The sequence below is a fragment of the Virgibacillus sp. NKC19-3 genome (assembly GCF_019837165.1).
Taxonomy (GTDB): domain Bacteria; phylum Bacillota; class Bacilli; order Bacillales; family Amphibacillaceae; genus Virgibacillus_L; species Virgibacillus_L saliphilus.
On record NZ_JAGYHC010000001.1, the window covers coordinates 3,180,932 to 3,203,534 of the forward strand.

Genomic DNA, 22,603 nt, shown 5'->3' on the forward strand with positions numbered 1-22,603 from the left:
ATTTATTTCCCAGAATATCTATAACGAACTTGATGCAATGAGATCATGGTCTTTAATCATAAATTCTTTCTCATTTACACTCATTTGAGCTGAAGCATTCGTAACAATAATCGGACTGATAATATTATATTCTTTTTGAATGGCTTCTAAATTAAACGTGATTAGTTGTTGACCAGATTTCACGCTATCCCCTTGTTGGACAAGCATATTGAAATATTTACCTTCTAGTTCAACCGTATCAATACCAATATGAATGAGAACCTCAATCCCACTTTCAGACCTTAATCCAATTGCATGTGAGGTGCCTGCTGTGACAATGACAGTTCCGTCAAATGGGGCTACAACAGCACCTTCACTTGGAATGATGGCAAATCCATCACCCATAGACCCACTTGAAAATGTCGTATCAGGAACATCTGTTAAATCTACGAGTTTACCATTCATTGGTGCGTGGATGCCTGTTTCGATACTTTTTGAACCAATGTTTCCATCCGTGGCAGCTGCTTCATTTACAGCTTTTTTCTGTTCATGTTTTACACCAACTTTTGGTTGTAATGTCATGACCAGGATAAACGTAGATCCTACTGTAATTATGATTCCAATAATGACATGAATGAATTTTGGCGCTAATGCGTATACAGCAAGACTAATGATGTTAGAAGGGGCAAAACTTAAAAGATGGTATCCCATGAATGAAACATAGCCTGCCCCTAAGGCTCCACCAATAATTACAGATAATAGAACACGTTTGTATCGAATGATCACACCATATAAAGCCGGTTCTGTAATTCCGAGGATTGCTGATATACCTGATGAATAAATGACCGATTTTTCTTTTTTGGACGTTGATTTTAATGCCAACGTTAACACACCTGTTGCCTGTGCAAACGTTGATATTATCATCGTAGGCATTAAAACATCATATCCCAATGATGCAAAGTTTTGGAATACTATCGGTGTCAACGCTTGATGCATACCAGTAATAACCATTAATGGACGAAGCCCACCTAGAATGGCACCTGCAACTGCACCTGAAAACTCAAATAGTTCCATTGAAACAGTTGATAAGGCTACACCAAAGTAATGGCCTAAAGGACCCAAAGCTATTAACTCAATAGGAATCATAACTAATAATACTACCGTTGGAACAAATATGACTTTTAACATATCAGGCATGTGTTTATCGACAAATCGATAAACGTAACTCATTAACCATACGGATAAAATGATCGGAATAACCGAAGTTGTATATGAAATTACTGGAATTGGTAAACCGAGAAAGCTATAACTGTCAATTTCACCCACCATATCAACAATGGATGGATAGAGTAATGCACCGGCTAACACAGCTGACAATATTTCACTCGTTTTAAATAATTTCGCTGCTGAAATCGCTAGCAAAAATGGTAAAAAATAAAACGTTGTATCAGCCATTAGGTTTAATATCGTATATAAATCGCTTTCTTCTGATAGCCAATGAAATGTTGTTAATAATCCGAGCAATGCTTTCATCATACCTGCAGCAGCGATCGCAGGTATGATAGGAACGAATATATTGGATAAAATTTCCAAAATACGACTAAAAAAGCCTTTTTTCTCACCTTCTGATTGGGCATCTGAATCGTCTTTTGATCCACCTATCCCTGTGATTTGAACCATTTCATCATACCAATTGGCAACAGCCGGGCCAATAACTACTTGTAATTGTCCGTTTTGCACTTGCGTATTTAGTACTGCTTCCATATCCGACAGTGCATCGATGTCTATTTTATTATTATCAAATAGGTCGATCCTCAACCTTGTCATACAATGGGAAATTCGTTTGATATTTTCTTTGCCACCAATATTTTTATAATCAATTTTATTTCTTTATGATGACTCATAATTTGCCCCCCTTTTGCCAAGTAAACTTGCAAGATGCATTGTCATATATAATTTTTCGGAAGAAGATATATGAATGTTGTAATCTATCAAAATGGTTGCTGCTATCTTTTCTGCTATCACGTATTCGTTTTCATATTTCTGTTTAAGCAATACACTTATCTCATCATCAAAACGCTCAGAATATGTTGCGCTTTCAAGAGCGCGAATAGCAAGAAACTGTATATGTCTGATGAACCGGGTATATGCAAGAGATTCCTCATCCAATTCCACTTCAGATTCCGCTTTGACAATATTTAAAATGGCCTTCATGATTTCCGTAACCTTAATAACAGTGTAAGGTTCTTTACTGTCACCGATAGCAGCAACGAAATGCATTGCGATAAAACCGGCTTCATCTTCCGGTAGTGATACAAAATGATTTTTCTTCACAATATCTAAAGCATATTTGCCAACTTCATATTCTTCCGGGTAAAACTTTTTGATATCCCAATTTAGCGGATTCGGTGTTGTAAATCCATCACGTGCTTTATTGATAGCATGATTTAAGTGATCCGTTAACGTTATAATTATATTTTGATTGATTTGGTCACCCAAAATTTCTCTTCCGTAGTTAACGATTAAATTACAAGACTCGATTAAATGTGTTGGAACAGTTAATAGTAAGTTCTCAACAGTCGGAAATAGCTGTTTGTTCGTCAAAATAAATACTTTGTCGACATCCGTTTGCTTCACAAAATCACCTTTGTGCTTTCTGAAACCAATTCCATTGCCAATTACAATTACGTGATTCCCTGATTCCTTTTTGACTTCAACTACATTATTGTTAAGTATCCGTACTATTTCCATGCCATTCACCATTCTTTATTTTTTAAAATACATTTTCACCATTATTTTCAATGATTTCTTTATACGTATCGAAACTATCTTTCTTCATTCTGTTAAGCGTACCCTTTCCTTCATTATCCTTATCAACATATATAAACCCATAACGTTTTTTCATTTCGCCGGTTCCCGCTGAAACAATATCGATTGGACCCCAGTACGTATATCCAATGATGTTACAACCATCCTTAATTGCTTCTCCAATGGCTTTGACGTGATCGGTTAAATATTTAGCTCTAGCTTCATCATGAATCTTTCCATCTTCACTAATGGTATCTTTGTCTCCCAGGCCATTTTCAACTATCATTAATGGGCAATCATAACGATCTTGCATGACGTTACACATCCATCTTAAGCCTAGCGGGTCAATTGGCCAGCCCCAGTCAGATACCTCTAAATAAGGGTTTTCCTTACCAACCACACCGCCAGTATCTCCATATATTTTCATGCCATCTTCAAAAACGCTACTTCGATAATAACTAAATGCTATATAAGATGATGGATATGCTGCAATTAGTTTTAGATCCTCATCTGTAATATCTAACCTAACGTCATTTTCTTCCCAGATTCTCTTAACATAGTTAGGGTATTTTCCTTTGATTTGCACATCTGCACTAATAAAGGTTCTCCTTTGAAATTGGAGTGTACCAAATACGTCTTCAGGTTTAGGTGTAGCTGGATAGCCGGCTGCCTGACTAAGAGAAATCATAATTCCCATATGTGCATTCGGCATCATGTCCTTTGCTATTTTGTTTGCAAGTGCATTAGCTACATACATATTATGCGTCGCCTGATAAACTTGTCTTAATTGGTTGCTTCGTTCGCCGGTAAGATCCATGGCAGCGGATGCATATGGAATTGTATGAACATTATTCATCTCATTAAAAGTCATCCAATATTTAACTTTATCCTTATAGCGATCAAAAATAACCCGACAGTATTTCTCAAATAATGGAATTAGTTCTCTACTTTCCCAACCGTTATACTTTGTATACAAGTTTAATGGTGTTTCGTAATGGGAAATTGTTACAATCGGTTCCATTCCGAGTTCTAACATTTTATCAAAAAGCTTATCGTAAAATTCCAACCCCTTTTCATTCGGCGTTTCTTCTTCTCCCGTTGGGAATATTCGTGTCCAAGCAATGGATGTTCTAAAACAATTGAATCCCATCTCAGCCATATACTCTAAATCCTCTGCATACCTATGATAAAAATCTATTGCCTCATGACTCGGATATACTTTACCAGGTTCAACCTTTTTATCATGCTGATTTTTGGCGATACCATGTTCCGTTACATCTGTAATTGCTGTCCCCTTTCCATCCATATTCCAAGCGCCTTCCGCTTGATTAGCGGCAATAGCGCCACCCCATAAAAAATCCTTTGGAAAAACTGTCAAAATAAAAACCTCCCCTTTTTTGAAATAAAAAAAGGCAATACCAATAGACACACTACTGTGCCTATCGGTATTGCCTGATCATATCAGTTACAAGCCGATTTAGCTATATCATAAAACAACACACCTCTAAAGTCAAGTCAAGCTATTTTTGGAATTTAGAAATGACCTACAACTCTATGATCCAACCCTGATTCTCCAATCATCATTACAACATCATAAACTGTCATTGCTATAAGTAAAGTCTTATACCTCTATATTAAATTCCAACCCCCAAAGAAAAAAGAATGAGGGAGGGAATTGTAACGAAACATAAGCATCAAATAGTTCCCTCCAATTAGAATAGATCAGAACGATTTGATGCTTACACTTATGAGCATATGGTTAACTAGGAAGACGTAACCCCGCCTTCATATCACCAACAAACGATTCTCGCGCTTATGTTTTATTTATACTGCAGACGCTGCACTTTTTTCAAAGCTATACTTTCATCTGCTAAATCCCCTGTATCTATTGCTTTTTGTTGCTGGATCATCCGTCTTGTGGGTAAAGCATGTTTCGGTTGGTTGGAAATAAACGCGGCCTTAACGATGTCCTGATCATTCAGATAGAAAATTGTGAATGCATCTGATTCTATCGATCCTCGTAATACGGTTTTGGACCAATTTTTTGCATGACCGAAATATTGAAACCGGATATGGTATTGATCCGACCAGAAATACGGCGTATACGTATAAGGTGTCGATCGCGGATGTATCACATTTTTTGCAACTGTCTTGGCATGATTGACGGCATGATCCCAATGTTCAATGCGAATGGGATACCCTTGATATGGCCATGACGTACAATCCCCTACCGCATAAATATTAGAGACGGATGTCTCGCCATATGCATTAACAACATAGCCCCCTTCTTCCTCCAATTGCGGAGACGACACTTCCGTATTCGGTGTCACTCCCACACCTATCACGACAGCCTGGCAGGGGATCCGCCGGCCTCCTGCTGTTACTGCTTCTTCCACTTTCCCTTCCCCGTTAAACTGCGTGATAGCGTCTTCTGTAATTACTTCAACACCGTTACGTCGATGCAAATCGAGAAAATACGCTGATGCTTGTTGGCCTACAATATTTTCCATTGGATAAGAAGACCTTTCTACAATCGTAACGTCGATCCCGATCTCGCTCAACGTGGATGCAAGTTCGGCACCGATAAAACCAGCGCCAATAATAACGGCTTGCTTCACATGTTGCATATAGTCTTTCATAGCTATGGCATCATCCATCTTTCGTAAATAAAAAATGCCTTTCAAATCATCGCCCGTTATAGACAATGTCCGTAAGCTTGATCCAGTCGCAAGGATGAGTTTGTCCCACTCATAGGAAGATCCATCTTTCGTATCGAGGGTTTTACGCTGGGGATCAATGCCCGTTACCTCCACCCCTAACTTCAAGTCGATGTCCAATTCTTCATAAATGGCAGGATCTCGTAATAAAATACGTGCATGATCGATCTCCCCCTTCATCCACTCCTTGGACAGCGGTGGACGGTCATAAGGCAGTTGACTGTCACGGTCCATCAGCACAATCCGATCCTGATAGCCTTCATTTCGTAAGTTCTCAGCGGCATGCACGCCAGCAATACCAGCTCCGATAATAATCGTTGTATTTACATAAGACACCCCATCACCCCCTTTTATATCTGACCCATACGGATCCGTCGCGCTCGATAGTCTCGTAGACGCGTAGCGGTTTTTCTGCCGGGCCTTCCATCACGGAACCATCACGAATATCAAAACAGGCAAAGTGCAACGGACATGTTAAACAAGTCCCTTCCAATTCACCATCGATCAACTCGGCATAGGCATGTGAACATATCCCGTCAACAGCATAAACCTTTCCTTCTGCACGACCGACCACGATCGTATCTTCCTCTGTTTCACATTCCATTAGCTCATCGTCTTCAATCTCTGCACCTGAGCACACATAAATATAAGAACTGTCTAAAACAGGACTTTCCCCTTTTGAATGTTGCATTGCCATCCCCCTTTTGTTTCATTTTCTATGTCATTTATGTTTTTTGCGTTGGTACCAAGAAACAGCTTCATAGACTTTAAAACCAGTTCACCGGCTCCGGTTTCAAATTTTGAAAAATATGCTTGGTTTCCTGATATTCTTCCAACCCTGTTTTACCAAGCTCACGACCGATTCCGGACTGTTTATAGCCACCCCATGGTGCTTGCGGGAAGTACAGGTTCACGTCGTTAATCCAGACCGTGCCCATTCGCATTTTCTTTACACAGCGTTCGGCTTTGGCGATGTCATTTGTAAAAACACCACCGGAAAGCCCGTAAATAGAATCGTTGGCAAGACGGACGGCCTCTTCTTCGTCCCTGAATTTTTCCACCGTAATAACCGGACCGAAGCCTTCATCCTGCACCACACGCATATCCGTCGTACAATCCGTCAACACCGTCGGTAGGTAGAAGAATCCTTTTTGCAGGTATGGATCTTCGGGACGATCACCTCCAACCGCTACCGTTGCACCTTCCTGCTTGCCGGTTTCCACATAATGATTCACCTTATTGACATGTTCCTGTGAAATCAGCGGCCCCATTTGAGTGGATGGGTCAAATCCGCTACCGAGCTTGATATTATTTACACGCTCTACAAGTGCATGGACAAAATCATCATGAATGCTTTCTTCCACAATTAGCCGCGTCCCTGCTGAACAGATTTGCCCGGCATGGAAAAATACCGCGTTCATCGCCTGATCAACAGCGGTTTCAAAAGCCGCATCAGCAAAAACAACATTCGGATTTTTCCCGCCAAGTTCTAGTGCTAGATTTTTCACATTCGAACTGGCGGCCTGCATAATCTTTTTGCCTGTTTCGATGCCACCCGTAAATGAAATCAAATCAACATTGTCATTCGCTGCAAGTTCCGCGCCAACGCTATCACCAGACCCAAGCACCAAGTTGACAACACCTGGTGGGACCCCAGCTTCTTCCATTAATTCGAAAACTTTCACCGATGTAAGTGGCGTAATTTCACTTGGCTTCATGACAAGTGTATTACCTGCTACCAGGGCTGGTGCCAATTTCCATGATGCTTGCAATAATGGGTAGTTCCATGGTGTTATCTGGCCACAGACACCGACAGGCTCATGAACCACCCTGCTGGTTGAATGTGGAATAGGAGAATCGATGATCTCGCCACCGTCCTTGTCAGCCATTTCGGCAAAATAGCGAAAAACGCCTGCAATATCATCCATATCTCCACGACTTTCCTCCACGGTTTTACCGGTGTCAAGTGATTCAAGCTTTGCCAATTCTTCGTGGTCACGATTGATCAAATCGGCAATCATGTGAACAACCTTGCCGCGCCCCGCAGCCGTGATAAAAGCCCATTCCCTATTGTCAAAGGCCTCCCGAGCAGCCGCAATCGCAAATTGGGCGTCCTGCTCATTGCCTTCTGTGACTGTTTCGATAACTTCTTGATTATACGGATTGATAATTTCTCTTGTTTCTTTAGAACTGGCTTCTATCCATTCGCCGTTGATAAACATCTTTTTCATACGCTCACCTCATGCACCTTTTCATCCTTATTTATATACAACCACTTGATCATCTTCAATGGTGACTTGAAAACTACGTAATTTTTTGTCAGGCTCCGCAAGCATGACACCATCATTTTTAATGTCATATTCAAGCGCATGCCACGGACAACGAAGGATCTCCCCATCTTTTATATATTCATAGTTGCCATGAACATCTGTACGTTTGGTATCCCCACATAAGACACCTTCGGAAAGCGGGGCGCCCTGATGCAGGCATCTATTGACAAATGCGTAAAATTCACCGTCTTTGGTGCGACAAACCACAATCGGAATTTTCCCCAACGTGGCACTTCTCATCTTACCCGGATTAATTTCTTCTTTATGACACACAACTTCTCGCATTATTCCACACCTCCTGTTCGTTTCGGCAATTTAGGAAGAGCAGCTCGCGCATTTTCGGAATAAATCTTCTCCTCCAGCGCCGCGTCAAGCTTCGGTAGCGCCTCTAGGGGGGAATCATAATCCCAATGTGGGTAATCGGTAGCAAAACAAATCATATTCTCTGACCCCATTTGATCGACATACTGCATAAATTCTCTTTGGTCTAATTCTTCCACGGGTTGCGTGGTAAAACGAACATGATCCTGAATGATGCGACTCGGCATCCGCTTTACCCATGGAATTTCATGACGAAGTTCCTTGTACTGCTGATCCATCTTTTTCATCAGATGCGGGACATGTGTGAATCCACCCTCAATCATGATGAGATGTAAGTCTGGGAATTTATCAAATACACCGTTAAACACCATATTGGAAACTTCAATCATATGCGCCGTTGGCAACATGGTATGCCACTCGATAAAATAGCGCGGCCAGCCTCCGAAATGCGTCGGTGGCTCATTATGATGCATACCAATCGATAATTGATGGCGCTGGGCTGCTTCATAAATCGGATGATAGTACGGATCCCCCACGACCGGGTATCAATCGGTAGTAATACTTGCACCATTTTCGGATGAGGACCGACTCGTTCTATCTCACGGACCGCTTGTTGCGGATCCTGTGCTGCAATATGAACAGAACCATATAAACGGCTATCTTTTTCCAGCCAGTTTTCAATCTGCCAATCATTATACGCACTCGCTAAGGCAGTCCCCATTTCATACCAGCCGTGCATGGATGACGGGGACGGATCTAAGGCTCCGCTTAAGATGGCGTATTCATGCCCTTCCGCATCGAGTAGTTGCTCTTGCATAAATGCTAGGTCTGTTCCTGCCGCTCCTCCGTCTGGCGTTACCGCATCTGCGCGATCCACACCCGCTACCGTTGGTTGCGTATACGGCATATGTTTTTCCTGCAACCAGTGGTTATCCTCTATATATCGTCTCCATGGATTGTCCAAGTAAGGGAGAAGATCCGAATACATAACCCGTTCGTGAACATCAGTATCGATAATACGACGCTGCTTTCGCTTTTTCGGCATATAATCACTCCTAATTTTCTTAAAGAATTATTACTTTAAATGGATAACCCATGCGCATGAATTAATAACAGTTTACAAAAGCTTCTGATTACTGGCAAACTCGATTTCATGAACTGAGTGACCTCAGTGAAGCTCAGTGAGCCTCAGTGACGTTCAGTGAGCCAATATCTCCAAAATTGGATGGAAAATTCATCTTTTATGTAATTTGAATGAATGAGTGAACGGATCAGTTCTCCTAATTAATTTTACGATGCCTCTCGCTCGAATTACGTTGCTGCTCGATCGATTCAATGCTGCTCTTGATCGTTTTACCCTGCCACTCGATCGATTCGATGCTGCTCTTGATCGTTTTTCTCCGCTGCTCGATCGGTTCAAAGGTGCTTCCGATCGATTTCCTTTTAAATCAAATCGGTTAGTATTTCTTTCACTGAACGCCCCTGAGCTTCACTGAGCAAGCTTAATGCACGAAATCGACGGAGAAAGCCTATAATCGACGTTGTATTTTCTTTTTTTCTGATTTATCCTACTTGTTAGTCGACAAATTGTGGTACCACATATATTCAACAAATTGTATGAAAAACCATTTTTAGGAAAGGATGATGATGATTTTATTATCAAAGAAATGGGGTATCTTCCTAAGTATAACTATTGTATTACTATTGGTGGGTTGCCAAGAAGAATCCAGTGGTAATGCTACAGAAGAAGAAAACAATGATGCAACTGAACTGGAGGAAATTGTCGGAATCGAGCCGGGATCAGGAACGATGGATATCGCTGAAAAGACCGTTGAGGAATACGACTTGAATGTTGAACTGACTCCAAGTTCAGAAACAGCCATGTTATCAGAATTAGAACGTGCGATTGACAATCAAGAACCGATTGTCGTCACGCTCTGGGAACCACACTGGTCGTTTCGAGAATATGATTTGAAATTTTTAGAAGACCCAAAAGAGACACTAGGTGAATCCGAAAATATACATACGATGGTCAGGGAAGGTCTTGAAGATGAACACGCTTCCGCTTATCAATTATTGGATAATTTTTACTGGGAAGTGGAAGACATGAATGAAGTTATGGCAAATTTTAGAGACGATGACGTTGAACCACGCGAAGCCGCTTCGGAATGGATCGAAAACAATCAGGATGAAGTTAACGCCTGGATGGAGGGTATTGAACCAGTCGAAAATGAAGAAATCGAGCTGGCTTATGTGAATTGGGATACAGAAATATCATCAACAAATGTCGTTGCGATTCTTCTTGAAGAATTGGGCTACGATGTTACGTTGACAACTGTTGATATGGGAATCGCATTTGAAGCCCTTTCCAGTGGCGATGTTGATGGGATGCTAATAGCTTGGCTCCCTGTGGGCGCGGCTTCCTATTATGAAGAGTATAAAAATGAAATCGTCGACTTAGGTCCGAATTTGGAAGGTGCTCAACAAGGCTTTGTTGTACCAGAATATATGGATATTGACAGTATTGATGATTTACCAACAAATTAAGGTGTAGAGAGAGGCTGGGACAAAACAAAAGTGTTTTATTAAAAAGACGAACATTATCAAAATTAGCGTAGGAAATATGCGGAGACTCCAGCGGGAGGGAAGGCATAGGTGAGACACCGAAGTGCGATAGCAATCTTTTTTGCGAGGAGTGCTGCCCCTAGAAGTCGCTTGCAACACGAAGCGCACAAGGGGGCTCACCAGCCGCCCTAAGGTGCGCGAAGTATATTTCCGAAGCGATGTATGTTCGGAATCTATTTGTTAAAAATACTTTTGTCCCAGCCTCTTTTTCAGTCATGTCGCTATTTGTCCCACACGGCGGCCGATAAGTCTTACGTTCAGACCTTTCATTCAACTATTAATCCTTCGGCACTTTACGAATGATAATCTGCCAATCGGCACCAGTTTCGATATTATATGCTTTTGCGAAGGAACCTTGGTTAATTGCTACACCCAGGTTATCTAATGAATTGACATATAATAATGGATCACCAAGGCGACTATCCGCAAAGGAATGTCCATATGTCATCATATTTTTGTACACGTGTTGACGATTATTAGCAATGGTAACTTCTAACGAATCTCCATACGCGATCTCTGCTTCTTGAACCAATGCTTTGCTGATATTTGTCCATAAATTGCCAAAACGAACATCCAATATATCGATATTGCCATAAATAACACCATTTTCCATAAAGGGCTCGGGTTTTGCTAATCCAATAATATCATCCACATCTACGGGAGGTCCGACTTGTTCAAAGGAAATGACACCTGAAGCTAATCTTGCTCCTGTATATGCATAAACATCTCGACCATGAAACGTATATGATTCACCAGAACGCGGCAATCGGTTTATTTTCTCATCAATTACTCTTGCTTCCTCGATTCCAATAGCTTTTTTTATATGAGTAAGTGTACCGTTATCCGGCGTTACAATGTATTGATGATCAACCGTTCTGGCGACAACACTTCGTCTTGAAGTTCCAACCCCTGGATCAACCACTGAAATAAATACCGTTTCCTCCGGCCAATAAGGTAATGTCTGATATAGCCGATAAGATGCCTCCCAGATATTGTATTGCGGGATATCATGTGTGAGATCGAATAGCCGAAGTGCTGGCTCCACAGAAATGGCTACACCATACATTGCACTAACCGCACCATCACTAACCCCAAAATCTGTTTGAATTACTACATTTCCACTCATATAAGCCCTCCTATTTTTGTTCGCTTAGCTTATCTTTCGTCGATGATTGGCTGGTTTTTCTGGAATCCCTAAGAAACGAAAAAAACACGCCCTCACCGATATAATATCGATAAGGACGTGGTTGAATGAACGTGGTACCACCTTATTTCACCATATACTCGCATATATAGTCTCATCAAGTACGAAAGCCTTAAACTTTTTATACTGTGGTATGGATAACGAGTACCAAATCTCGTCGTAACCTACTAATAACCAATATTTTCAGCACGAAGCTCAGAGGCCATTGTTCCGATTCATCACTTTACTCCTTTTCAGCTACCGAAGCTCTCTGTGAAAAATATCTGAATCTTACTTTTCCTCATCAACGCTTTTTAGAAATAACAAATGATAAATTAATGTTATCTGTAAATTAGTATCATTATACGTAATAGTAATAGAAAAGGCAAGGGGTTCTAAGAAGATTTTTAACGATCCTCAGCTCTCACTAATTGAATATTCGTCCAAACTCCACAGAAAGTCCTTCACAAAGAAATGAATTCACTTCCTCCTCTGTTTTGCACATGGAAGTTCGTTTGATCTTGTGTTCCGTTCCTGAAACTGATAAATGATGACTTTCCTTTCAAATAGATCTACAATCCAATATGCCTCTATACCACATATCAAAAATCAGCTTGTATCCAATCTACAAGCTGATCTTGAAACTACCTACCGGAAAAGGTCTAAGAATCGCTCCCAAAAGCCTTTATCCTCTTCTTCATCCGTATCTTCCGTTGTTTCAGCTTCTTCTACTTCAATTGGTTCGGTTTGCAGAGCAAATTGCACAACGTCAACATCTTTATTTTTATCAGATACAAACGATACTGGATCGAAATCCGAAGCATCATATTCGTCCATCATCTCATCCACTTCTGACTGCATTTCATCAGGCATATCGCTGGTTTCGCCTTCCAACTCTTCCGTGCCATCTTTAAGATCTCCAGCACCATCTTCCAGGGAACCCAAGCCATCTGAAATCCCCCCGATACCTTCGTCAATATCTTGATAGTTCGATGCCAAATCGCTAACGCCATCCGTATACGCTACTAAACCTTGATGAAAGGATTGATACTGTGATGCAAATTCTGAAACACTTGATTGCAACTCATTCAGTTCATCCAGTCCATCCATATTAGCCAACCCATTTTCAACTTCAGTGGCAGTAGTATTTGCTTCATCTGCCATTTCTCGCACCGAACCGGCAACGTCATCCAACGTCCCTGTCACCGCATCGAATGCTTCTTCCACTCCTTCGTACGTGCCTTTAACCTTTTGAGCCGATTCATAGGAATCTACCAATTGGTTGATAACTTCCGGATCAACATCACTGTTGAATAATTCATTGATTTGTTCTTCCGTAATTTCATTAGCAGGGATCTCGTTAATCGCATCACTCAAATTGCTATAAGCGGTATCGTAATTATCACGCAATTCATCAAGACCATCAGCGGTGTCATTCAAGCCATTTGCTAATGTACGAATGCCTTCAGGGAATTGATCAATATTACCCATATCAGGGGCTTCATCCGGAGCGTCTTGTACCGCACCCGCCACTTCCTGGAAAGCATCATTAATTTGTGAAGATCCATCAACCAGTTCAGCGGATGATTGATCCAGCTGATTGATACCAGTCAGATAACTACTGGAACCCTCACTCAAATCCGAGGCACCGTCGTTCAGATCCGAAATACCATCTTTCAAATCGCCAACACCGCCATTGATCTCCTTGATTGCATCCGATAATGACTCCATATCACCTTTCATATCACCTAAGTCCGGATCATCCATTGGCATCGAAGCCGGTGTTGCCGAAATATCAATAGGATCCATCTCCAGATCGGTAACATCAGCAGAAACAATGAACGTTTCTTCCTCGTCTGGCATGACAGTAAATGTCAGATTTGTATCCTTCCCTTCTTTGGCCTTGGTCCCGTCCGGCGCTTGAATATTATCAAATGTCGACGGGTCAAGCGTTAAGGTGATTTGCATCATATAATTTTCGAAAAAAGTCTCATCGACATCTTCATTGGCAGACGTTTCCATTTGAATTTCCAGCGAACCATCTTTACCGGCTAACGCCTCCGGATCTACTTTGTCTCCATCCAATACATAAGTAATATCTATATCCCATGGAAGCGGATGGTCTTCCAGATAGCCCTGATAATAAAAATCATCATCCCCTTTTTCTGCCTGAAAATGCACATCACGGCCGTCCTGCTCCATGTCAGCTAAATTCGTTAAGTTTCGAATGGTTGTATAATCGCCGTGATCTACAATTTCACCAGGATGATCAACGTGAAACGTATTCACTACATACATGTCCTTCAATGCTCCATCTGCCCCTAGATTACCGTAAATGGCTTCATCCTTCGTGTCATATTGGCCTTTTTGGGTATCTGCATGTTCATCTTCCTCGGCAAATGCAGACAAAGGGAGGGAGCCAAAGACCAGAATAGTCCCCATCATCACAGTTGCTAGTTGTTTCAAACGCATGCTATCACTCCTCTTTCCCATGGTAAAAATTTGGCTTCCAAGTTGTTTTTTCAATCACACGGTCGAATATAACGAGCATTGCCGGCAATAAGAACACCACTAATAGGAACGCAAACAGTGCGCCACGCCCGATCAAGAGCCCCATGGACGAAACGATCGGATCGGAAGACGTCGCCCACAAAATAAACCCGACACTGGACAAAATAGATGCAGATACACCAATGGAGAAAATCTTTTCATTAATGGTTTTCTTAACAGCAGCAAGTGCACTCATTTCCTTGCGGAGCTGCGTATAGTATTCTGTAAAAAGAATACCATAATCGACCGTTGCTGCCAGCTGAACCGTACTGATAATCAGATAGCCGATATAAACAAGCGGTGAATCCGTCAAGTACGGAACAGCGAGATTCATCCATACCGATGTCTGGATCGTCAAAAGTAAAATAACCGGGAAGGAAATCGACCGGAATGTAACGAAGAGAACAATCGCTATAGAAATCACCGTTAGTACATTAACCAGTGTATTGTCCGCTTCGACAATATCTTTCATATCATACATCGACACACTTTCCCCGATAGTATGATAATCGTCTCCGTAGTAATCAGCAGCAATTCCCCTGACCGTTTCAACAAGCGCAAATGCCTCATCCCCCTCCGTATCCGTTGTTGTATTTAACGTGATCCGGCTGTAATTTTCCGAAAAGAAGTCTTCGGTATCTGACGCATCGAGATACTCAGGCGGTATCCCAGTCCCTATTGTATTCACATAGGAAACCGTACTTTTTACACCGTCCAAATTATCCAGATTTTGAACAAGTTCATCTTCCCGTGCCAAATCTCCCTTTGGCACTAACAGCACCATCGGAGTGTTTTTATCAAATGTAGCTTCAATTGCATTCTCATCCTGACCGGCCCGCGTATTATCGGCATTCCCTCCATTTCCATAGAGAAAATCCGTATTACCTTGTGCTAGATAGGCCGGAACAATGAGAATAGCTATGAGCAATAGAACCGGAATACGAAGCTTTATAATATAATTTCCGATATTAAATTTACTTGGTAAAAACGGCCGATGCTTGGTTTTATCAATGCCTTTATACAGTAATAGCGTGAAAGCCGGCAGAAATATCATCACACTGATGAAACTAAGCAAAATACCTTTTAATAGATTTAGACCCAGGTCTGCGCCAAGCCCAAAATTCATAAACATTAAAGCCGCAAATCCGAAAACGGTCGTTGATGCACTTGCTGCAATAGCCGGGAAAGATCGCTTCATTGCTAGCTTCATCGCTTCCTCCGGCGTCTCCGCTGTCTTTCGATAATCGGTAAAGCTATGAAGCAAGAATATAGCGTAATCAAGGGACACGGCAAGCTGCAAAATCGGCGCTACTGATTCGGTTACAAAGGAAACCTCACCTAAAAAAATGTTCGTTCCCATGTTAATTAAAACGGATACACCGATAGCTGTTAAGAAAAAGACTGGCTCTAGCCATGACGTTGTAGACAACAGCAAGATCAAAATCACAACAGGTACAAGAATCAACGCTGCATTCATCGTCTCTTCTCCTGTCATTTCCTGCGAGATTGCTGTATCCAAGGCATCTCCTTCCATCGCGTTGTCTGAACCAATCAAGTCATAAACGGCGTCTGTCGTTTCCACTTCTTTTCCACTTTCAATCTCAAAAGAAAATAACGCATCGCCATCTTTATAGTACGACTCAACGGTATCTTTATCTTCCATTTCGATTGGTGTTGTTATGTCCATCACGTCATCGAGCCACATGACACCTGAAACACCGTCAATGGCTTCCAATTTTTCCTTATAGCCAAGCGCTTCTTGGATGCTGGCGTCCTTTATCATGACCCGCGTATTGGCCACATCATCGTCAAACGCTTCGTCCATCACATCTGTGGATTCAATGGATGGCGCATCATCCGGCAAATAATCAACCATATCATAATTAGTTGCAACGCCAAATTGCACGAGCGCACTAACAATTGCCAGTGTAATAAACGTAATGACAACCGATTTTCTATATTTTAGTATAAAATTCGTCATTGCTGTCTCTGTTCATCCTTTCTTGCTTCATCCATTCAAACACGATAATATTATATAAGACAGCGTGTTGGATTTACAACAAACAGTTTCCCAACATACGTAAAAAAAACAACAAATAGTAAAATACTGTTGCTTAACACCCAAAAGAAAGTGTGACAATTTCGTGAACAAAAAACTGGATCGTCGAAAGAAATACACCCGTATGGTTTTAAAAGATGGTTTAATGACGTTATTAAAAGCGAAACCATTATCATCCATAACGGTGAAAGAAATTTGTGAACAAGCTGATATTAACCGCTCCACGTTCTATGCTCATTACCGGGACCCATTTGATTTAATGGAGCAAATAGAAGAGGAAATAATCGTGGATTTAAACATGTATTTGAATCAATATAATTTCACCAGGGAAGAAGAATCGCTGCAAATGACCGAGAAACTGCTGGAATATATTGCTTCGAAATACGACACATGCCAAACGCTTCTTAATGAAAATAATGATCCTTCGTTTGAGCGTCGCATCATGGATGTCGCCCAACAATTTCTGATGACAAGCTGGACCGATCATCAAGCCATCGATACCAACATATCCGAGTACGCTGGATCCTTTCTTGTCGGTGGTGGCATCTACGTGATTAAACACTGGCTGGCAAACAACATGGATCAACCTGTTGAACAAATCGCCCGCCTGATTAACAGCATTACGATTCATACAGGTGATAGTAAATGACAAACATCGGAGAAATAGAGGATAAACACTATATGAATAGTACCTTCTCACTTGGCCATTTCCCAGCTAAATTTTATTAAAAGTTTACATAGTTTTTTCATCTATTCTTTCTCCTTATCTCTTATTTTCAAACATTTTACCTATGCCCAATAAATAAGGAATGGCTGAAAAAATGGCTGGTTTAAGGTCGTCATCAAACGTACTCAAACCAGCCAAACAATCACTATATCCTATTGCCACTGTTGTATCAGATTGTCAGCCTCATCATTAAGAACATCATAGGCGTCCTCCGATATCAATTCTTCCTCTCGTTGTTGATCAAGTAATTGTTTAAAGCCTTCCATATGTTTAACTACTTTTTCCGACGCTTCCCTTTTCTCATACTGGCTTACAGCAGTTAAATGAATGGTTAAGGCACGTGCTACACGATCGGTTTCAATTTCTCCATCTTTCTTGAATTGTTCAACAGAATCGCTTATTAGACTGGCACTTGGTATAATGGTCTCTTTAAAACGATTTAACTTATCTGTTAAGGTCTTGATTAGCGTATAAGGCATTCCATTTGTATCTTCACTTTCAAAATAATCTTCCAATTCATCTTTCGCGGAAATGAGTTCAGCTCTTTCCTCTTCTCCACTTGATTCTTCTGGTATTCTGTTCAGTAAGTCATCCGCTTCTTTTACGAGTTTTTTCACTTCAGAGAAGCTATATATTTCCAGTTCATATATACTGTACCCGTAATCTGTTATGCGTTGAGACATATCAATTTTTATGAATTTAGCGTTGACGTCTTCCAGATTAATAACATCGACTAACGTGCCTCTTGTGTCATCATCATAGGCGTATATTTCTTCATAATCAACGCCGTTGTCAGAAGCAAGTATCTTATACGCTGAAGCTCGGGCCGCTTCCCAGTTAATCACGATTCTATCCATATCAACGGCCTGATCGAGTTCAACTTCAACCCACTGATCATTTCTTTCAAAATCTGTCATATCTTTATAATCAGACGCCCATCTCGTACTATTATCTCCATCTACGAGAAAAGATGCTCCTTGTGACTCATTATATTCCGTCGATGCAGTTGCTTTTTGTTGATAGGCTAGGTTATTTGAAAAATCGGTTATAACATCGTCTAACACTTCTTCTGCATTTTGCGTTACGTTTCGTTCCAAATTATTCGTGAATGGCTGCAGTCTTTTCGCAGCGGGGATCGCTTTTTCATCATTTGCCTCTTCCAGCATCGGTCGATCATAATGTAAGCTTTGTTCACGTAATACCTGAGCCGATACGTAGTACTCCTTGGCACTATCAAATTCTTCCTCTTCGATCGCTTGTTGTGTTTTCAGGTATTCGATATCAGCAAGCACCATATCACGCAACGCATTGACAAACGGTTCTAATTCCTTCTTCAATCCTTCGTTCTCTGCATCTTTCAAAAATGTTTCACCTGCATCTGCAATTGCTTGCAACTCATCGATCAATTCAGAAGCATCATCACCCAGCGGTTCCCCATCATCAAGCCGGGATATCGTCTCATCGAGCAAATCCTTGATGTCCTCGCTCTCGTCTGCTTCCATTCCATCATCGGGGTCTGCATGAGCCATATGTTTGGCCAATGTATGAAATGCCTCTGTTGCATTCGGCTCCACATATTTCATGCTATCCTCCCAGCTCTTCTGATCATCAAAGTCCTCTGTATTCCATGCATAATCAGCAATGGCAAAGATGGAAACTTTAGAAGCCTCCGCTTCCTGCATCGGATTTGTAACGACACCAGCGAGATTTTCGATACCCGTTTCAAGCATATCTCCTTTTCCAAGGAATACACGCGTCATATCCACGTCATTAACCGGCCAATTAAGCCAAAAGAGCGGGTCACGACGTACCTCTCCATCCGTATCTCGATTTTTAAAGCGGTCAATTGTCTTCTGCTCAACCGGAGCAACTGTATTTTCGCCTGTCCAAAGAATATGGATATTATCATCAAAATGCTTCTCGAGCTTATTCAACTCTTCGCCGCCATCCCATGCCCAAGCCGAATTATAAGCAGCTGGTGTATAAATCGTATCTTTCACATCACCTTTTTCATCAGCCCATGCGGAAACGGCATCCATCTGTTCGACAACATAATCAAGTGGAAGAGCACCAACATCGTCACCAAGGATGCCAAACTGCCTTACACCTGCATCATATAACTGATCAAATTTATCGAGCAGATTTTCTGTATTTTCATCAAGCATATCCATGGCTGCTTCGTCACCTTCTTCCTGGGCAACTTTAGCTGCTTCTCCCAACGGAGAAATAGTCCAAACGAATTCTGTCTTATTTTCTTGACCAACTTCTACCATATCACGAATCTCTTCCAGTTCTTCTTCCGGATAGAGATCCTCCCATTTTTCTCTGTGATAAGGGTCATCCTTAGGGGCGAAGATATAGGAAGTCGTTTTGAATTGACCACCGAATTCCATCAGTGATTTACGGTCCTCATTGCTCCAGGGAATTCCATAAAAACCTTCGATGAACCCCCGAACCTCCGTATTAGCATAATCTTTGATTTCGAGATTCTGAACTACGCCATCCTGACTCTGATCCAGGATTTTTCCAAGGGAGGCAAGTCCATAAAAAGCAGCATCTGTATCTTTTCCGATAACAGTGATGTTATCGCTATCAATTTCTAATTGATAAGCATCGATCTCGTTAAAATCCACACTATTTCCTCCAAATGCTTCTTCAGCATGTTGTTCTGCTGGACCGCCTGATCCTTCCGTCCCCACAAATATATTTATTTCATCATCTGATGGTTCCTCTGCAGATACCGGTTTCGGCAAATTATTATCTTCAAAGACACTTGCTAGTTTTTTCTTTGTTACGTCGTCAATGGTGTCATCATAAATAACGTTAATTTCATCTTCAAGCGACATTTCCCCTTCATCATACGCCACGCTATGCGGTGTTGGATAAAATTCATATTCTTGTACTGGACTACTTTCTTCAGCTCCAACGGTAGACATGAACATCCCTGATGCAAGACCGACAAGCATAGTTGTGATTATAGATGAATAGAGTAACTTTCGTGGTTTCATCTCACTTATCTCCTTTCTCCTTGTAATACGAGTCGTAAATTAGTTTTTAAAAATTTAGATATATTTATGTGCTATGACCACCTCCTATTATGGCGTTGAAGCAGATGGGCCTGTTCAGCATATTTCACTAAAATCTCTAGGGAGCACCACAGCTATTACAACAATAAAAAAGACATGGAGGTACCAAAAGGATGCGCAGAACCCTTTTATTTACCACCATGCCTGGTCAAATCAGTAACATGTGATGCATATATAATTATATTAAAAGTAGCAGGTTTCTATATCATTGTCAATATATATTTACTTCTTGTGTTTACTTTTTTACCATGGTTCTACTTCGTTTTTACAATAAACCTCCGCTATCTATAAAAAATAAATTTATATACAATTCATAGCTTAATGATTGATTTTTAATACCGGCTTCGATAAAGCATTAAGCAGACTGTTTTGATTGTCATCTTGACCGATGTGCCAAATCATACCACCTCTTAGATTGTGCTTATTAATAAATTGTGCTTTTTTATTTATTGAATCCGGATTATCATACGCCAAAAACATATTAGTGTCCGAATTAAATAACCAAGGTACCTCAGCTGTTGAGTGCCAATACTCTTTCCAATCAGGGTCTTTCAAGTAATCTTTTTTTATTTCATTCCATTGTGGAGAAGGCCCAGTAGATTCGTATTCCTGATATAGCCCTTGGTTTTCTTCACTTGAAACCTCGAAACTCCTTCCATAAAATGCTGTTCCAAGAACAAGTTGGTCAGTTGGAACACCTTGCTTCTGATAATATTCGACAGCACCACTTACATTATTCCATTTTTTTATTTCATCCGGTGTTGGATCTGAGTTAACAGGCTGCATTGGAGTATTAAAATTTGTTACCGGACTGAATCCATTTCCAATATCATACGCCATAACGTAGATCCAATCGAGATACTTGGACAGTCCTTCAAAATCATAACTATCAGCAGGATCATAAGGTCCTTGGCTTTGATAACGTCCCGCTGGTGTTGCTGCTGTTAGCAAATACTCACGATTATTTTCCTTTTCCAATTGATCCAGCTGATCACGAAATTCCTTTGCTAATAAAGTTAAGTTTTCTTTATCGTTTGGATCATAATGTAATTCATCTGTGCCTCCTTCTACAGGGAATTCCCAATCTAAATCAATTCCATCAAAATTATACTTTATGATAAATTTATCAATAGTGGCTTGAGCAAACTCTTCTCTCGATTTTTTGGAGGAAGCCACATCTGAAAAATATTTTGAATTCGGCCCCCAACCCCCAATTGAAATAGATGATTTTATATGGGGATTCTTTTCTTTATACTTATTTAATTCCTTGAAATCATTTTCTGCTTCCTTGTATGAAGAATCGGGATGAACATTTCCTTCCTCATCGATGTATGCAAATGCATAGTTAATATGTGTTAATTTATTAGCAGGGAAATTTTCTATCTTTTTGTCTCCATTCCAATACCCCATTATTATTGGATCTTTTTTGTTCTGCTTTGTTTGAATCAAATGCTCGGTATTTGAATCTAGTACATGATAAGCTTTTTCGGAAATTAAATCATTTTCATATTGATAATTAACTAACCTTTTTAGATTTTTTAAATGCTTGATAGATTTTTCCGTCTCTTCATTCCCTTCAAAATGCGCTAATGCCTCCAAGTGAATTTGAAGATTATGAGTTGCTTCTTTGGATATAATGTCATTATCATCTTGATAGTGAGTCACTAGTGTCTTCATATCTTGGATAGCTTCTTGAACCTGATTTGTACTGTTTTTAGCATAAATTTTTTCAGATTCACCAGAAAAAACAAAAATCATGACTAAGAGAAATACGAACATAAACACACTTCGTAGATTAACAAAAGAATTAAATTTCATTTTAAGTATCATTCCTTTCGCTGTGCTCGAGACACAAAAATGTAATGAAAGATATGAATAACATGACTAAAAGAACAAAAGCAAAAAGAGCCTGGTTAAAAACGTAGAGATTGGAGCGGCGCAACTGAGATAAAGGAATCACGGTGAGGTAACGAACCGATGATGACTTATCGTAGGGAGCTCTCGTGTTATCTCCTAGTTTTTGGCGCTTGTAGCTGGACGTAGCCATTAATCAATAATAAGTTATCCACAAGCAAATAATTTTATAATTTCCTAGGCAATAAAAAAGACATGGAGGTATCAAAAGGATGCGAAGAACCCTTTTATTTACCACCATGCCTGGTCAAATCAGTAACATGTGATGCATATATAATTATATTAAACATAGCAGGTTTCTATA

General features: G+C 40.6%; 16 protein-coding genes and 1 other annotated feature. Of the genes, 2 read left to right on the plus strand and 14 right to left on the minus strand.

What is annotated here, in order from left to right; all coding sequences use genetic code 11:
- Nucleotides 1-18: 18 nt before the first annotated feature.
- The 9 genes from KFZ56_RS15305 to KFZ56_RS19655 all read right to left on the minus strand — a co-directional run bounded on the left by KFZ56_RS15305 (nt 19) and on the right by KFZ56_RS19655 (nt 9,200).
- Nucleotides 19-1,860, minus strand: coding sequence for a beta-glucoside-specific PTS transporter subunit IIABC (locus tag KFZ56_RS15305; protein WP_309228354.1), 1,842 nt, complete (start codon nt 1,858-1,860; stop codon nt 19-21).
- 9 nt (nt 1,861-1,869) lie between these two features.
- A complete protein-coding gene (locus KFZ56_RS15310) occupies nt 1,870-2,730 on the minus strand; it encodes a PRD domain-containing protein (protein ID WP_222642846.1) in 861 nt (286 codons plus the stop codon).
- Nucleotides 2,731-2,752: 22 nt separating this feature from the next.
- Nucleotides 2,753-4,165 (minus strand): glycoside hydrolase family 1 protein, encoded by a 1,413-nt coding sequence (locus KFZ56_RS15315; RefSeq protein ID WP_255585170.1) that lies wholly within the window; start codon nt 4,163-4,165, stop codon nt 2,753-2,755.
- 442 nt (nt 4,166-4,607) lie between these two features.
- A complete protein-coding gene (locus tag KFZ56_RS15320; RefSeq protein ID WP_222642847.1) occupies nt 4,608-5,840 on the minus strand; it encodes an NAD(P)/FAD-dependent oxidoreductase in 1,233 nt (410 codons plus the stop codon).
- Between the two features lie 4 nt (nt 5,841-5,844).
- On the minus strand, nt 5,845-6,195 hold the full coding sequence (locus KFZ56_RS15325; RefSeq protein ID WP_222642848.1) for a Rieske (2Fe-2S) protein: 351 nt from the start codon (nt 6,193-6,195) through the stop codon (nt 5,845-5,847).
- A 76-nt stretch (nt 6,196-6,271) separates the two neighbouring features.
- Nucleotides 6,272-7,735 carry a betaine-aldehyde dehydrogenase gene (gene betB, locus KFZ56_RS15330; RefSeq protein WP_222642849.1) on the minus strand — a complete coding sequence of 488 codons (1,464 nt, stop codon included), beginning with the start codon at nt 7,733-7,735 and terminating at the stop codon, nt 6,272-6,274.
- A gap of 27 nt (nt 7,736-7,762) precedes the next feature.
- Nucleotides 7,763-8,119, minus strand: coding sequence for a Rieske (2Fe-2S) protein (locus KFZ56_RS15335; RefSeq protein ID WP_222642850.1), 357 nt, complete (start codon nt 8,117-8,119; stop codon nt 7,763-7,765).
- Nucleotides 8,119-8,634 (minus strand): amidohydrolase family protein, encoded by a 516-nt coding sequence (locus KFZ56_RS19650; RefSeq protein ID WP_309228355.1) that lies wholly within the window; start codon nt 8,632-8,634, stop codon nt 8,119-8,121. The genes KFZ56_RS15335 and KFZ56_RS19650 overlap by 1 nt, the downstream gene beginning before the upstream one ends.
- Nucleotides 8,541-9,200: an amidohydrolase family protein gene (locus KFZ56_RS19655; protein WP_255585172.1), complete on the minus strand. Its 660-nt coding sequence runs from the start codon at nt 9,198-9,200 to the stop codon at nt 8,541-8,543. The genes KFZ56_RS19650 and KFZ56_RS19655 overlap by 94 nt, the downstream gene beginning before the upstream one ends.
- A gap of 602 nt (nt 9,201-9,802) precedes the next feature.
- Between KFZ56_RS19655 and KFZ56_RS15345 the strand changes: the two genes are divergently transcribed.
- Nucleotides 9,803-10,702, plus strand: coding sequence for a glycine betaine ABC transporter substrate-binding protein (locus tag KFZ56_RS15345; RefSeq protein ID WP_222642851.1), 900 nt, complete (start codon nt 9,803-9,805; stop codon nt 10,700-10,702).
- Nucleotides 10,703-11,057: 355 nt separating this feature from the next.
- On the opposite strand, the gene KFZ56_RS15350 is transcribed toward KFZ56_RS15345, so the two are convergent.
- The 3 genes from KFZ56_RS15350 to KFZ56_RS15360 form a co-directional block, all read right to left on the minus strand.
- Nucleotides 11,058-11,906 carry an SAM hydrolase/SAM-dependent halogenase family protein gene (locus tag KFZ56_RS15350; protein ID WP_222642853.1) on the minus strand — a complete coding sequence of 283 codons (849 nt, stop codon included), beginning with the start codon at nt 11,904-11,906 and terminating at the stop codon, nt 11,058-11,060.
- A 108-nt stretch (nt 11,907-12,014) separates the two neighbouring features.
- Nucleotides 12,015-12,280 (minus strand) — a binding site (T-box leader).
- A gap of 331 nt (nt 12,281-12,611) precedes the next feature.
- Nucleotides 12,612-14,435, minus strand: a complete 1,824-nt coding sequence (locus KFZ56_RS15355; RefSeq protein WP_222642855.1) for a YhgE/Pip domain-containing protein — start codon at nt 14,433-14,435, stop codon at nt 12,612-12,614.
- 4 nt (nt 14,436-14,439) lie between these two features.
- Entirely contained in the window at nt 14,440-16,494 is a 2,055-nt protein-coding gene (locus KFZ56_RS15360) for an efflux RND transporter permease subunit (RefSeq protein WP_222642857.1), read from the minus strand.
- Between the two features lie 163 nt (nt 16,495-16,657).
- On the opposite strand from KFZ56_RS15360, the gene KFZ56_RS15365 reads away from it, so the two are divergent.
- Nucleotides 16,658-17,221, plus strand: a complete 564-nt coding sequence (locus KFZ56_RS15365; RefSeq protein WP_222642858.1) for a TetR/AcrR family transcriptional regulator — start codon at nt 16,658-16,660, stop codon at nt 17,219-17,221.
- A gap of 230 nt (nt 17,222-17,451) precedes the next feature.
- Here the strand turns inward: KFZ56_RS15365 and KFZ56_RS15370 are convergent, their stop codons facing one another.
- Nucleotides 17,452-20,307, minus strand: coding sequence for a glycoside hydrolase family 84 protein (locus KFZ56_RS15370; protein ID WP_222642859.1), 2,856 nt, complete (start codon nt 20,305-20,307; stop codon nt 17,452-17,454).
- 396 nt (nt 20,308-20,703) lie between these two features.
- Nucleotides 20,704-22,203 carry a glycoside hydrolase family 18 protein gene (locus tag KFZ56_RS15375; protein WP_222642860.1) on the minus strand — a complete coding sequence of 500 codons (1,500 nt, stop codon included), beginning with the start codon at nt 22,201-22,203 and terminating at the stop codon, nt 20,704-20,706.
- Nucleotides 22,204-22,603: the final 400 nt, after the last annotated feature.

Excerpts from the sequence above, each read along its gene's own strand:
- KFZ56_RS15310 (WP_222642846.1), bottom strand. The coding sequence starts at position 2,730 with ATGGAAATAGTACGGATACTTAACAATAATGTAGTTGAAGTCAAAAAG.
- KFZ56_RS15325 (WP_222642848.1), bottom strand. The coding sequence starts at position 6,195 with ATGCAACATTCAAAAGGGGAAAGTCCTGTTTTAGACAGTTCTTATATT.
- betB (WP_222642849.1), bottom strand. The coding sequence starts at position 7,735 with ATGAAAAAGATGTTTATCAACGGCGAATGGATAGAAGCCAGTTCTAAA.
- KFZ56_RS15335 (WP_222642850.1), bottom strand. The coding sequence starts at position 8,119 with ATGCGAGAAGTTGTGTGTCATAAAGAAGAAATTAATCCGGGTAAGATG.
- KFZ56_RS19655 (WP_255585172.1), bottom strand. The coding sequence starts at position 9,200 with ATGCCGAAAAAGCGAAAGCAGCGTCGTATTATCGATACTGATGTTCAC.
- KFZ56_RS15345 (WP_222642851.1), top strand. The coding sequence starts at position 9,803 with ATGATTTTATTATCAAAGAAATGGGGTATCTTCCTAAGTATAACTATT.
- KFZ56_RS15350 (WP_222642853.1), bottom strand. The coding sequence starts at position 11,906 with ATGAGTGGAAATGTAGTAATTCAAACAGATTTTGGGGTTAGTGATGGT.
- KFZ56_RS15355 (WP_222642855.1), bottom strand. The coding sequence starts at position 14,435 with ATGCGTTTGAAACAACTAGCAACTGTGATGATGGGGACTATTCTGGTC.
- KFZ56_RS15360 (WP_222642857.1), bottom strand. The coding sequence starts at position 16,494 with ATGACGAATTTTATACTAAAATATAGAAAATCGGTTGTCATTACGTTT.
- KFZ56_RS15370 (WP_222642859.1), bottom strand. The coding sequence starts at position 20,307 with ATGAAACCACGAAAGTTACTCTATTCATCTATAATCACAACTATGCTT.
- KFZ56_RS15375 (WP_222642860.1), bottom strand. The coding sequence starts at position 22,203 with ATGAAATTTAATTCTTTTGTTAATCTACGAAGTGTGTTTATGTTCGTA.